Annotated in this window: 15 protein-coding genes and 1 pseudogene; 7 read left to right on the top strand and 9 right to left on the bottom strand. The window is 38.8% G+C overall.

From position 1 onward, the window contains the following. Positions 1-4 precede the first annotated feature (4 nt). Positions 5-388 carry a penicillinase repressor BlaI gene (blaI, locus tag DLJ74_RS03415; RefSeq protein WP_109983362.1) on the top strand — a complete coding sequence of 128 codons (384 nt, stop codon included), beginning with the start codon at positions 5-7 and terminating at the stop codon, positions 386-388. A gap of 311 nt (positions 389-699) precedes the next feature. Here the strand turns inward: blaI and DLJ74_RS03410 are convergent, their stop codons facing one another. Further along, the gene (locus tag DLJ74_RS03410) at positions 700-1,650 is read right to left on the bottom strand and encodes a zinc-binding dehydrogenase (protein ID WP_109983361.1); all 951 of its coding nucleotides are present in this window, start codon (positions 1,648-1,650) and stop codon (positions 700-702) included. 130 nt (positions 1,651-1,780) lie between these two features. Between DLJ74_RS03410 and DLJ74_RS03405 the strand changes: the two genes are divergently transcribed. After that, positions 1,781-2,683, top strand: a complete 903-nt coding sequence (locus DLJ74_RS03405) for a hypothetical protein (RefSeq protein WP_109983360.1) — start codon at positions 1,781-1,783, stop codon at positions 2,681-2,683. Positions 2,684-2,987: 304 nt separating this feature from the next. On the opposite strand, the gene DLJ74_RS03400 is transcribed toward DLJ74_RS03405, so the two are convergent. Continuing rightward, positions 2,988-3,899, bottom strand: coding sequence for an SDR family oxidoreductase (locus DLJ74_RS03400; protein WP_109983359.1), 912 nt, complete (start codon positions 3,897-3,899; stop codon positions 2,988-2,990). A 135-nt stretch (positions 3,900-4,034) separates the two neighbouring features. On the opposite strand from DLJ74_RS03400, the pseudogene DLJ74_RS03395 reads away from it, so the two are divergent. Both DLJ74_RS03395 and DLJ74_RS03385 read left to right on the top strand, forming a co-directional pair. Beyond that, positions 4,035-4,232 (top strand): annotated as a pseudogene (locus DLJ74_RS03395) (helix-turn-helix transcriptional regulator); the annotation flags it as partial. Positions 4,233-4,968: 736 nt separating this feature from the next. Beyond that, complete coding sequence (locus DLJ74_RS03385) at positions 4,969-5,532, top strand: dihydrofolate reductase family protein (protein ID WP_109983357.1); 564 nt, start codon at positions 4,969-4,971, stop codon at positions 5,530-5,532. A gap of 518 nt (positions 5,533-6,050) precedes the next feature. On the opposite strand, the gene DLJ74_RS03380 is transcribed toward DLJ74_RS03385, so the two are convergent. Continuing rightward, complete coding sequence (locus DLJ74_RS03380) at positions 6,051-6,260, bottom strand: DinB family protein (protein ID WP_245902250.1); 210 nt, start codon at positions 6,258-6,260, stop codon at positions 6,051-6,053. A 181-nt stretch (positions 6,261-6,441) separates the two neighbouring features. On the opposite strand from DLJ74_RS03380, the gene DLJ74_RS03375 reads away from it, so the two are divergent. Both DLJ74_RS03375 and DLJ74_RS03370 read left to right on the top strand, forming a co-directional pair. Beyond that, on the top strand, positions 6,442-6,948 hold the full coding sequence (locus tag DLJ74_RS03375) for a hypothetical protein (RefSeq protein WP_109983356.1): 507 nt from the start codon (positions 6,442-6,444) through the stop codon (positions 6,946-6,948). Positions 6,949-7,218: 270 nt separating this feature from the next. After that, positions 7,219-7,677, top strand: a complete 459-nt coding sequence (locus DLJ74_RS03370; RefSeq protein WP_109983355.1) for a helix-turn-helix domain-containing protein — start codon at positions 7,219-7,221, stop codon at positions 7,675-7,677. A gap of 117 nt (positions 7,678-7,794) precedes the next feature. On the opposite strand, the gene DLJ74_RS03365 is transcribed toward DLJ74_RS03370, so the two are convergent. The 5 genes from DLJ74_RS03365 to DLJ74_RS03345 form a co-directional block, all read right to left on the bottom strand. After that, a complete protein-coding gene (locus DLJ74_RS03365) occupies positions 7,795-8,160 on the bottom strand; it encodes a GntR family transcriptional regulator (protein ID WP_109983354.1) in 366 nt (121 codons plus the stop codon). Further along, a complete protein-coding gene (locus DLJ74_RS03360) occupies positions 8,160-8,813 on the bottom strand; it encodes an ABC-2 transporter permease (RefSeq protein ID WP_109983353.1) in 654 nt (217 codons plus the stop codon). Before DLJ74_RS03360 ends, DLJ74_RS03365 begins: the two co-directional genes overlap by 1 nt. Continuing rightward, entirely contained in the window at positions 8,806-9,660 is an 855-nt protein-coding gene (locus DLJ74_RS03355; RefSeq protein WP_109983352.1) for an ABC transporter ATP-binding protein, read from the bottom strand. Before DLJ74_RS03355 ends, DLJ74_RS03360 begins: the two co-directional genes overlap by 8 nt. A gap of 146 nt (positions 9,661-9,806) precedes the next feature. After that, complete coding sequence (locus DLJ74_RS03350; protein WP_109983351.1) at positions 9,807-10,592, bottom strand: MerR family transcriptional regulator; 786 nt, start codon at positions 10,590-10,592, stop codon at positions 9,807-9,809. A 116-nt stretch (positions 10,593-10,708) separates the two neighbouring features. Then, positions 10,709-11,185, bottom strand: a complete 477-nt coding sequence (locus tag DLJ74_RS03345) for a DinB family protein (RefSeq protein ID WP_109983350.1) — start codon at positions 11,183-11,185, stop codon at positions 10,709-10,711. A gap of 216 nt (positions 11,186-11,401) precedes the next feature. Here DLJ74_RS03345 and DLJ74_RS03340 point away from each other — a divergent pair, with 216 nt between their 5' ends. Continuing rightward, complete coding sequence (locus DLJ74_RS03340) at positions 11,402-12,055, top strand: hypothetical protein (RefSeq protein ID WP_109983349.1); 654 nt, start codon at positions 11,402-11,404, stop codon at positions 12,053-12,055. 113 nt (positions 12,056-12,168) lie between these two features. Here DLJ74_RS03340 and DLJ74_RS03335 read toward each other — a convergent pair whose 3' ends face one another. After that, a complete protein-coding gene (locus DLJ74_RS03335; protein ID WP_109983348.1) occupies positions 12,169-12,957 on the bottom strand; it encodes an alpha/beta fold hydrolase in 789 nt (262 codons plus the stop codon). Positions 12,958-12,988 lie beyond the last annotated feature (31 nt).

Raw genomic sequence — 12,988 nt, 5'->3', positions numbered from 1 at the left:
TAACGTGACGAATAAAATACCCACTATTTCAGAGTCGGAATGGGAAGTCTTAAAAGTGCTCTGGGAACAAGCGCCGCTAACAGCAAATGATATTATTTCATCCTTGCAGGCACAAACGAACTGGAAGCCGAAAACCGTACGTACACTGTTGGATCGGCTCACTAAAAAAGAAGTCGTCGGCGTCCATAAGAATCAGAGAGTTTATACATTCTATCCGCTTTATTCCCAAGACGAATGCCAGCGTTCCAAAACAGAATCCTTTGTAAAACGATTCTATGACGGTGCCTTAAAATCGATGCTCGTTCAATTCATTCAGGATGAAGACCTGTCTGAAGAAGATATTAAAGAACTAAGGTCCATCCTGGATAAAAAGCAGAATGAAAAATAAGACTAACACAGCTTCAGTGGAGTTCAACCAGATTCAACTTATGATTACCGAATCCTTAATGAATACAAGAACGTTATTAAATGGGAGAAAAGCTATGTAGAATAAAAGCAATGATTTTAGAGGTATCTAAGAGGTTTTACGAGTATATTGTTAGTAATAAGAAAGAAGTTTTGCTTAGAAAACAAAACTTCTTTCTTATTTATGAAGATTCGTTTCTGCTATTCGTGACAATCATTTGGCGAACCTTTTGAAATGTTTCTCTCTATCTTTTAAAGTAATCTCTCTAAACAACCTCATCTAATAAACTTTTTTTAATTATCTCCATTAATCAAAAGTACAGCTTTACCTGAAAACTTTCGATCGATTAATTGTTGGGCGATTGTTCCGATAGTCTCCCATGGTGCTTCTACTGCTACAAGTGGTTTCAACTGGCCGTTCGCAATCAAGTCTCCTAAAATCTTCAAATCTTCCTTTGGTGAAAAACGATTTACCTCTTCTCCTAGATAAAAACGATGCAAGTTTACCCCACCTACATATGCGAGTTTAGAAAGATCAAAAGTAGCGATTGGTGATGCAGTATAGCCAACAGATACAAGTACCCCACCAGGCATCAGTTGAGATAGCAGAGATGGTAATGTTTCACCACCTAGAGAATCGATAATGAGATGATATGGACCATATTTTTCTACCGATTCCGTAATAGATTCACCTATAATGACCTTATTGGCTCCCGCCTCTAATATCATGTTAGCTTTCTCTTCAGTTCGTGCTATACCTACATTGAATGCCCCACTTAGGGATGCAAGCTGATGCGCAAAAAGCCCAACCCCACCGGTCGAACCAGTAATAAGTATTCGTTTACCTAGAAGCATTCCACCTTTTCTAAGTGTATAAAGGGCAGACAAGCCAGCTACTGGCAATGTTGCAGCTTGAGCATATGACACTGTATCAGGAATTTCAGCTATGAAGTTTACGGGGACCGCAACCTTTTCTGCCCATGAGCCCGATGGTAAAAGTCCAACAACTCGACTTCCTTTTCGTGGACCTTCTCCACTTTTTGCTTGCTCGATAACAATACCAGAAAAATCCCATCCAGGTCTCATTTGTTCCTCTTGAGTCTTCGCATTGGTAACTTCTCCCCGATTAAGAGAAAATGCTCTAACTTCAACCATCGCTTCCCATGGTTTGGGGTGAGGTGCACTCACCTCCTGTATTGTTAAGTGTCCTGAAGCCAATTTATCTGTTACAACTGCACGAATCATATTAATTCCCCCTTAGCTTTATTTTAGCTATGATAATAACTAAAGTGATGCTTCCTAATATACTATTTGATATTACTTATACCAAGTGTATAATTACACCTAATCGCTAGTTAAGAGTCAGGAGGATACCATGCAAAAGGAATTAAATGTTCAACATAACAAATTAAAGCAATTATTAGTTGAAATTGAAACAATTCGGATAAAGCGTCAGCAAGAATATTCTAATCCACAAACGCATCATCCATTATTAAAACGGTTTACCCAACAAGAGCTTAATGATGTAGCTTGTACAACATATAAAAATTTACTGGTTGGACGTTCCTTAAGAATGCCTAATCGTCAAACCCTAATAAATATTGCTGACTATCTAGAATGTACTCATGTTGAGCGTAATGACCTCCTGATCACTGCAGGTTACCTACCTGTTCAAAATTACTTAGAAGAGCAAACGAGCAATATTGCATTAGATCAAGCTCGTGATACCCTGAATACCATTCCTTTTCCGGGGATAATTGTAGATTATAACTTGGAAGTTAAAGCAATAAATAGGCCGTTTCACTATTTATTTGATATCCCTCTAGACATCAATAACAAATTAAATATGGTAGATTTGCATTTCAATCATGAGCTGCCTATACGCTCTCGTTCTACTTTTAATACAAATTCCTATCAACAATGGGAATTACATGCCATATCTGGTATACAAGCATTTAAACTAAATAATATGCTATTTCACAATGATGACTGGTATCAGTCCTTAACTAAAGATTTTCGGCAAAATTATGATGTGAATAAGTATTGGAAAATGTCCACAAAAGATTCGGATAACGAAGCTATGAAATCAAGACAAATTTTAGCGAAAACTGGAAATTCAAAGGCTCTAGTTCCTATTCATTATCGGGAAATTCATATTGCTGTAAGTAATCGTAAGTACCCTGAAATCGTAGTTTACTTACCTGTTGACACACTAGCGCGCAAGGCATTCGAATTTATAGGCTGTCCAACAGACTGTCTTTTCCCAAGTAATAACTAACCCTAAGATATGATTTCTTGTCCAGAATTAGACAAGTGAAAAGCGGAGTCGGTGGAGTTTATCCGAGGATTGGGATGTAGCTATAAAATAAAGTTTAATCAAAAATGGCCTCGTAAATTAAGTTTTATGGTAAATAAAAACAATCCATTTTGAAAATAAGATTAATCAAAATGGATTGTTATCCAGCAGATTTAAGTTTAGTTTTTATAAAAAAGTTTGATCATTTTCTACTTGTGTTGCTCCACAATCGCGCCCTATAATGGAACAAAAAAGATTATCTTTAACACTGAATCTAGCTGTTATTTTAACGATAACCTGTAGCATTTGCAGGCTTACCTGCATCTTGAACTTCCACAACATAACGCCAACAATCTGGCTGTGAACCATCAATATCAGTGAAACCATAAACTTGTGCAAGCTTTCCGCTCGACAGAGATTGACCGTTCCAACGTGAGACTTCGTGATCTCCGGCAAGGGCTGCAACGGCGCGCCCTACATAACGTGGTGTTTCTGAGATAACGAAATGAGGTTCCTCCTCAGTAGCGTCACGCCAATTTTCTTCCTTGACACCATAATGATCGAGCATGATTTCGGATCGCATCCAGCCTGGGGTTAAAGAGACAGCTGTGCAATTATGCTGTTTTAATTCGTGAGCGAGCCCTTCTGCTATACGGATGACTGAGCTTTTCGCTAGATCATAAAACATTGGAAAGCGATAGTTCTCACTATTATACTCCTTTGTACCATCGGTCATTTCAATGACAAGTCCGCCTTCGTTTTTGATGAGCAACGGTAATGCGTAGTGGTTCGTAATCAAATGAGTATCGATAGCTAAACGAAGCATTCTTAAGCCTTTTTTCAGCGAATGCTCCCATACTCTCGTATTCCCGTCAACGAGATACTCACCTCCCCAAATATCATTTACAAGTATATCTAACCTTCCATGTTCTTTCTCAATTCTTTCTATTAAGGTCTGTACTTCTTCATGTATAAGATGGTCAACTTGAACTGCTATACCTTGACCGCCTAACTGATTGACCAATTCAGCTGTTTCCTCAATCGTTTCAGGGCGCCCGTATTCAGAAATCTCGTGTCTTGTCGTACGGCCAGTGATATAGACAGTAGCTCCTGCAGCACCTAATTCCATAGCAATGCCACGTCCTGCTCCTCTTGTTCCACCAGCTACCAATGCTATTTGTCCCTTTAAAGATTTCATTTACATTCTCCTCACTTTACATAATTAAAATATTTTTCCATTGCTTCAATTCATAATATCTATAGTATAATCTATAATAATGACACCTTATGTCATATTAAACTTTTTAATATATTTTTTTTTAGGTGGGTATCCATGCGAGCAGACAGACTTATTACCATAATATTGTTGCTACAAAATAATAAAAAATTAACAACCAAAGCATTGGCGAGAGAATTAGGAGTGACCGAACGTACAATTCATAGGGATATGGAATCTTTAAGTACAGCAGGTATACTTGTTTTGGCAGAACGGGGAAAATTAGGCGGCTGGAGATTACTTGAGCACTATAGAAAGTAATTGTGGAGGAAAAACCATATCCGTCATAAAGAATTTGAAGTGATAGAACCAGTTAAGAGATGTATAAAGTACTTGGATAATAAGGGCAAAGCTCCAAATACCATTAAAAACATATTGTTATCATCTTTAGTTGTTTTATGAATTTATGAGCCAGAGAGGAATTGGATTAATGTATCAGAACTAGGGTAGAGACCTTAAGAGGGATGCAAATAAGTGAAGTAGCCCCTCTTAAATCAAAGTCCCCCGTTCAGAGGATGTATTAATAAAGACCTTTAAAAAGCCGTATAAAGGCACGAAGAGAACAAACAATTAAAGGATCCAGTTCAAAAATCACATGGTAAACTGTTTTAGCGTTATTGTATAACTCAGTACCAATATGGCGTTCGGATTAGTGTGAACTTTCGCTATGGGTTGTCAATATAAACTTATGAAGTATAATTTACGAGATCGATTTTCAACAATCGGGCCATTTAATTGAATAAATAGGAATGATGACACGGAATAGAGAAGGAATTTTGAGCAATCGAGAAGAAGTCCTTCGTATTTATGCGTGATAAACTATGAATGTATAAGTTAACAATAGCGAGAGGAGATAATTACAATGAATCAAAATTACAACACTTCTGCACTGTCTACATTGGTCGACCGGGCCACCTGGAAGGCCGAACTGCGAAAGGAAGGATCTCTATGGGTAAAGTAATCGCTGGTAAAAATGGAAGGGGTTACTGAAATGGCTAAACTGATCTACCCTATTAACGTATCTTTGGACGGTTACACTGAGGACAAGCAAGGCGATTTAGAGTGGTCGATATCCGATGACGAGGTGTTTGCGTTCTGGACTGACTTCCAGCGGCCGATTGGCACCTATCTATACGGGCGGCGGATGTACGAGTCGATGGTGTACTGGGAGACGGCGAGCGCCAAACCTGGCGATCAACCGGAGGTAATGCGGGAATTCGCGCAGATCTGGCGAGCGGCTGATAAGATCGTGTATTCTCGAACACTTCAGACGGTGCCAAGCGCCAAATCTAGGATCGAGCGTGAATTCGATCCTGATGCGATCCGACGGCTAAAGGAGTCCTCAGAAGCCAACATTACGATTGGCGGCCCTGAGCTTGCTGGGCAGGCGATGAGTGCGGGACTAATCGACGAGTGTCATCTGCTTATTAATCCAATCGTCTTGGGTGGAGGTAAGCGAGGATTGCCGGACAACCTCCACACGCGGCTCGAACTTCTCGGTGAGCGCCGCTTCCGAAGCGGCGTTGTTCATCTTCACTACCGCGTGATTGTCTGACCGAGATGCTAGAATGAAATTCAGGAGATACGCTTCAGACTTACTATAATCAAGTAAAATTTATGCCAATCCGTCTCGATTTGAAGAAAATTCTATTCAATAAAAGGGCGCGATTGTTGCAGATAAAAAGCCTAATTCCCCGATAAAATATAAAGAGGAGTTAGGTTTTTTATTTATGGTTCATTCTTATTGCCTGTAATCCATTGTCTTCTAACAATTACATTGTATTTTTCCGTTTGATTTAAAGTAAAAGTATTGATGTTAATGGATTTTTAGTAGTTTGCTCTTGATAAGACCCTTCTCCGTCACAAGAGGATATTCATGTAACGAAAAGCTAAATAGAATCAGGAAGGATCATGTCGTTGTAGGTGACATTGGCATGTCAGCCGAAAAGGAAAAAGTTATCTATAAGAAAAAAGGAATTATCCCCTCTAAAAAAGTATTTAGTAAAGGATTGTCTGAGAGTCTAATGAAAATCGGCAAAATAATTATCTTCCGGATAAAAGTTTAGGAAAAAACTATTTCGTGGAGCTGATTTCATAAAGATAGAAAACATAATCAGTAGGTACACTTGAATAACCTTGTTGACGTATCATTGCCGTAAGACTTCCGCGATGATATGTGCCGTGGTTAACAACATGCTGAACCAATTCAGAAAGATGAGTATCTAAACGCCCAAATTGAGGATGTTCGGGGGAAATCTTCTTATCCAAGTCATTTTCATACATAATTTCCTTTTAGGGAAGCCATTTCAATGACATCGAATACACCTATCTCCCTCACATATAAGAAAAGGCTAAGCCTCAAGCCCTAGCTTAAATACTTCTAAAGTTTATTACCATTAAGCCAAAAAGCAACTAAAATGAAAGTATTCAGGTTAGTACGAGTATAGGGATGGGGAGTGGGAGGATGAAAAGAACTATTCGTTTTTCTGAGAGATTACTAATCTTTGGTTATGCTATGATATTGCTGTTCATGATCGTACAGGATTTAGTTCCATTGGGGCCATTCAATGACATTCAAGCTATTGCTTCTGTACAGTCTTTGAGCGATACATTAGCAGTAACAATGATTGGCGTTGTTCAAATATTGCTTTTAATAGGAGGGGTTTTTCTTTTTATAGGAAAAAGATATCCGATTTGGGTAAGGATTTGGTTGATCGTACATCCATCATGTATTTTATTCGGAGCAATTATGTCATGGTGGATTCCATATTTATTTGGAATTGGTGCGGAGGAGAAAGTTGAGAGATACCAGATTATGTTTGGAGATACCCATGCTTTCTTCCCTGTTATGAACGGAATAGTGCCGAATACTCTCCACACTATTTTTCACTTGGCACTCCTTGCTTGTATCATTTTAACGATCTTTATCTTTTCAACAAAACCTCCCATAGTTTTACCAGAAAAAAGATAAAATTTTCATTAATAGGTCAGATGGTATGAAAAAAATCAAACAGATAATGTTCTATCTCTGCATGGTAAAGTGTGTTAGCTAAATTTGTCCCTTTACAATAAAATCATTTCATATAAAATAAAGATGTCTCATAATCGGGCCAGAATGCCTGAAAAGAGAGAAATGAAAGAGGGGTAACCAGAGGTTGCGCCTTGATGCGCGTATAACGATCTTTACTTTAATGACTCACTCCTATCATACTGGGATTGGAAGAGAAAGGGAGAGGATAACATGTTTTTTGGCGAAAAGTTGAAAAAAGAGAGGGAAAAAAGAGGTTGGTCACAAGTAGATCTCGCTGAAAAAATACATGTTAGTCGCCAATCCGTTTCAAAATGGGAAACTGGTAAGAATTATCCCAGCATCGAAGTGATTATCGATTTAAGTGATTTATTCGGGATCACCATTGATGAATTATTAAGGAGTGATGAAGAATTGAAGGAAAAAGTAATTCAAGATAGTAAGCAATTGGCGCACCCAAAATGGAAGGCGTTTTTTGATGGTGTATTTTTACTAGGAGTGTTTTTATTAGTCCTCAAACTACTGATCTTAGGTTTACATCATTTATTTGGTGCAACTATTATGATTCCAGATGGTCTGCCGAAAATCATATCTAACTTTTTGCCATTAGCTTTAATGGTCATCGGTGGCATTGGTTCAGATAGCCTGAAAAAGAAATATATCGATGAATGAAGCTAAAATATGCTTCTCCTATATAAAGGAATATAATTCACCTTAAAGAATATCTCCGGGTATTTCATCTACCCGGAGAAAAAGCTGGAGAGCGCAATGGAAACATTTTAAATGCTGTTAATTAATCTCTTTTAACAGATTAATGATTTCATCCATAGTCAACCCAAAGGATTTATAGTAGGAAACATCTTTCATCATTTGCTTCCTAATCATGTCATTACGTTTTTGAAGCTTATCATCGGAGGATAGTTCGGAGACAAAACACCCTTTACCAGTTATCGTATAAATCAAACCACATCGTTCGAGCTCTTCCCAAGCTTTTTTTATGGTAATAATACTAACACGTAGTTCCTTGGCTGCTTGTCGTATTGGTGGTAAGTTATAGCCTTGGTCTATCTCACCCATAAGAATTTGGGCGCTAATTTGTTCAAAAAGTTGCTGATAGATTGGTTTTTCAGATGTGTTTGAAATATCTATTTTCATTAAATATCCACTTTCTCAAATCGTTTAATGGCTATATTGTAGGATACAATAGTGAATACTGCAAATATTGCAATTCCTACAAGTAGAATCGTTAGTTGAAGCATCGTATTATCAGCACCAGTACCATTAAACGTATCAAATATGAAAGAATTCTGGATTGCCAACCATTGTACACCTATAGAAAAAAGTAAAGTAGCCACAACAGATGCAATCATCGCAGCACCATATTTATACGCCGTTTTGTAAAACATTGGTATAAAAATAATGTTGAAGATTCCAAGCATCACAAAACAGACTCCCCAAAAGCCCATATGTGGAGCGAAGAAAAGGTAGTCCACATTCGGGTATAAGTGAATTGTGAACAAACCAAAGATCATGGCAACCCCAATATGCAATAATTCCAAGATAACCATAACGATTACCCTTGCCTTCACCTTGTCTTTTTTGGATACAGGCAATGTCATGGTAAGCATCAGATCATTCTGTGCTTTAAATTGACCAAAAATATTCGGTACCGATATCCAAAAAAAATACTGAGGAACTAATAAATAAATCCAACCGGGAATAAGCATTAAGGCACCTAATAAAAAAGGCATTGCCAGAAACCAAGGATTGATACCTAATTTAAAGTCCTTCATCACTAAATTATACATACATATCCTCCCTTTTCGCGAAGAAAATCATAATTTCCTCCAAGGTCGGTACGGATGCTTTCATATCGGAGGACGGGTCGAAATCCTTGAGGTGGATCAATCCTGTAAAGCCGAATGAATTGATTTTGTAGGAAATCAGCTTTTCTTTTACTTGGTTTAGCTGGCTTTCGTTACCGTTCAACAGGCGATAGGACTCCTTAAATTCTTCTTTTTCCATGCTTTGAATGATTTGGCCATCTTCGATAAACGTAATAAAATCGGCGCATTTCTCCAAATCAGATGTGATATGGGTAGAGAAAAGAATACTGATCTCTCCATCTACTACGAGTTCTTGAAAAATATCCAACAGATTGTCTCTAGCAACCGGATCCAGACCGCTTGTCGGTTCGTCAAGGATGAGAAGCTTCGCGCCATGGGACAGGGCAAGAGATAAGCTGTATTTTATTTTCATTCCCTCCGACAATTCGATAATTTTCTTGTTCTCGTCTAACTTGAATTTCCTCAAACAGTTGCGATAGGTCACCTCATCCCAATTCTTATAGAACTTCTTAATCCTATTGGTCAATGTCTTGATTTTGCTTCTCGTATAGAAATTCATGCCACCAACGGCGACCCCGATGTCCTGTTTCAATTCTAGCTCATGTTCGACCATATTCTTACCTAGAATATGTATTTCTCCACTATCGAGATGAATCATATTCAAGATCGATTTTATAGTGGTTGTTTTTCCTGCACCATTGGCACCGATAAAGCCCATAATATAACCCTTTTCCAGCTGAAAGGATACATCCTTTAAATGAAAATCTGGATACTTTTTGTTTAAGTCCTTCACTTCTAAAGCAATCATCTGGCATCCCCTTTTGTGTATATCGTATATGCACAATGTAACAAATGTGAGGATGGTTGTCAATAAATTTATAACCCTAAAATTGCGAAGTGGGCGCTATCCTTTATACGAATAAGCGCCCACTTCTTAAAAATATTAGGTTAACGTTAGGATCTATCATGCTGACTAAGGTTTATTTTCCTGCTAATCAGTTCATCCATAACCTTCTCCATAAACTTTTCCTCTTCTTTAGTAAAAGCACTAGGAAATAAATAAGGATGAAGCTCTTCGAAAGAACCATCATTATTCGCGAGCGGCTTCTTTGCTTCATCGTCTAGATGGGGCTCGACTAAAGGCTTCATCATCGACACCATGGCTTCTGTGTGTTCAAGCACCTCAGGATCACTCGGTTTTCTTCCTTCTCGAATGAATCGCTTCATTTGACTATTCCATGTGGCCATTTCCTTATCTGATTCAAGCTGGACAATGTACGAGTGTAGCTTATTATTCACCGAGTCGCCCGCATGCTCATTTATCCAGCGGTTTCGTTCCTCTTCATTTTTTAAGGCGTGAATGAGTACGAGGAGGGAATCAGGATCGACGGATTCTGGCCCGGAAACAGTGCCTTGAACACGGGAAATGGTTTGTAAAACCGTTTCAATCTGTTTTCGTTTTTCTTCCAGCATCCTCGCCTGATGGTCCAGTATCTTCGAAAAATCCTGCTCAGGTTGCTTAAGATATTCGGAAATTTCCTCCAGTGACAAATCCAAAAATTTTAGCATTAATATTTTTTGAAGCTCTGCAATGGAATGGTTGTTATACTTCCGATGTCCATGTTCTGTGTACTCCGAAGGCTTCAACAGCCCAATCTGATCATAGTGACGCAGTGTACGTTCCGTGATTCCTGTTAGTTTTGCAAATTCTCCAATAGAGTATTTTTTCTCCATTGTCATTTGTCCTCACTTCCTTTCCTTTTGAACTATATCACTTGACGTTACGTCAATAGCAAGGACATTTTGAGATTTTATGTTATTGTGTAGAAATGAGCGCCTAATAACAAGGCAACTTATTAATCAAATAATCCTCTTCCAATTAAATTTGCAGTCACCGGCTCCTTCCCCAATTCACGCGACCATACCGATAATTGACCAATGTGATGGATTTCGTGAGCAATGACATGACGCATAATCTCTCCATACTTAAAGTTAATCGTCTCTCCACTAGAATTCGTTTCTGAAAGTGTCTGAGATTCTATTTCGCTTGTCCAAGATATAACAAAAGGTTTCACTTCCTTGTGGCAAAGTTTTGAAAATTCCTTCACTCTTGCTAGGCTGGCATAGGCTTCAAAAGGTGGCTCCTCGGGCTCTGGTTCACCTTTTAGACTTAAAATCCAACTGTACTCCACATCCACAATGTGAAACAAAGTGTAAAGGATACTGCCAACTCCTCCTGTTCGTTTCTTTAATAATTCTTCTTCAGGAACATCCTCACACCATGTAAACCAATCCTCACGAACTTGCCAGTTATATTGAAACAGTTTTAACATCACGACGTCCTCCTTATCATAATTTCGTATCTATACTTCTTCTTCAAAAAGCTTTAAATTCCTTTTTATTCAATACTAATTAGAGTGTTTTCCATGCCTCTCGAAAAGAAACTATTACAACGAGTTTGCCATTAATGTATAAATAAGGGATAATTTAGTAAATAGAATGGGGCGTTCTTTTGAAGAAGAGTCGTATAAAGCGGAAGGGGGATTAAATTGATTAAAAGCAAATCCATGTTTTATATTTCACTCGTTTTTCTGTTCGTTGCTATCCTATTAAATTTTCCTTTTCCACATTCGTATCCATTTGGGGAAGTAATTTTGATCGCATGGAATATACCAATTAGATTCGCTGATGGGCTTATTACTGTGGGAATTGTTGTGATATTTTTACTAATAATAGGTCTGTTTTTGTTGGTGAGCTCCCTTAAGAAATATCGTGGCAGAATCGGATTCCTTGTTTTTATCCTTATTATTTTTACTCCAGGGTTTATGGTTAATGCCTATCAAGAGAACTTTGCAACAGGGATATATGCCGTTTCCTACGCGGCTGAAGAAAGTGAGTGTAGGTTTGAAATGAAAAGCGGGGAAACTGTACATGGAGAATGTGAGCTATCCTTTATAAACTATAGCAATCATGATGTTCCATTTACGGTTGAATTTAATGAATATGATGATCCACCAATGGTTTCCCTTATGAATAACAACGCCCCTTATAAAATAACGCTGGGCGCGAATGAAACGAAACGAATTAGATTGGAAACGGATATTGATGTATCAGATATTCAAAACCATGTTGAAAGTGGCGAGGCGATGGGTATGGATATTATTATAAGATCAAAAGGGAAGCATAGAGATATAGGAATTTAATCTGATATTATCTGGAGGCAAAGAGCAAGCCGAACGCCAAGCTTGCTCATCGGGAGTGGCTTGAAATGATGTAATGCACGACATCCCTCCGTTTATCAGGAGAAGTCATTCGTTTAGTCTCCAATGTAAAAACTTTTTAAGCTCGGAGCAAGCACCTCCGGATCGACATCATGTGTTTGTCCTTCCAGTGTGGACCGGCTCCCTAATGGCAAAGCCTTTGTAAGTGTATCCGCTGCTTCGTGCATAAATGCGGGACTATTGCCACCATCTAGCACGAGGGTAGGAATCTTGACAGACTCTGCATCTGCAATGGGGACCGAGCTATCACCCATAATGGCGTTATCGTATGCAAGCGTAGGTGCCAAAGCCTCCGACGCTGACCACATTGGTGACTGACGCATACCAGCGATCGCCTCGGACGGTACGCCAACCTTTTTCATGAAGAGTTCTACAGCGTCACCCCGTCGATCAGCAGAAAGTAATTCGTTAAGCGAGTTAGTGTAAGCTTCCGATTCTTTTCGGGCATCGTCTCCGAACGTAAAGGGTGGTTCATACAACGCCAGCTTTTGAATGTTATGTCCGAGGGCCCCAGCTGTTTTTAGTGCCAATACCGCACCAGACGAAATACCATACATAAACACGGAACTACCCGTCTTTTCAATAATTGCTTTTATATCCTCTATTTCTCGTTCAATCGCATATGGCTGTGTGTCACCGCTTTCACCTCGGCCGCGACGGTCATACGTATAGACGGTAAACCACCTGGACAACTGTGATGCGAGCGGGTCCATTGGACCTGATGAGCTATAGCACATTGCCCCATCTACGAGAATGAGTGGAGGCCCAGCTCCAATTTTGTTATAAGCAATGCGTGTTCCATCTTTTGAAATTACATTCTTCATAATTTTTCTCCTTTGATTATTTTTTATAATT

The organism is Gracilibacillus dipsosauri (genome assembly GCF_003176895.1).
Classification (GTDB): domain Bacteria; phylum Bacillota; class Bacilli; order Bacillales; family Amphibacillaceae; genus Gracilibacillus; species Gracilibacillus dipsosauri.
This window is presented reverse-complemented; position numbering and strand designations above follow the sequence as displayed.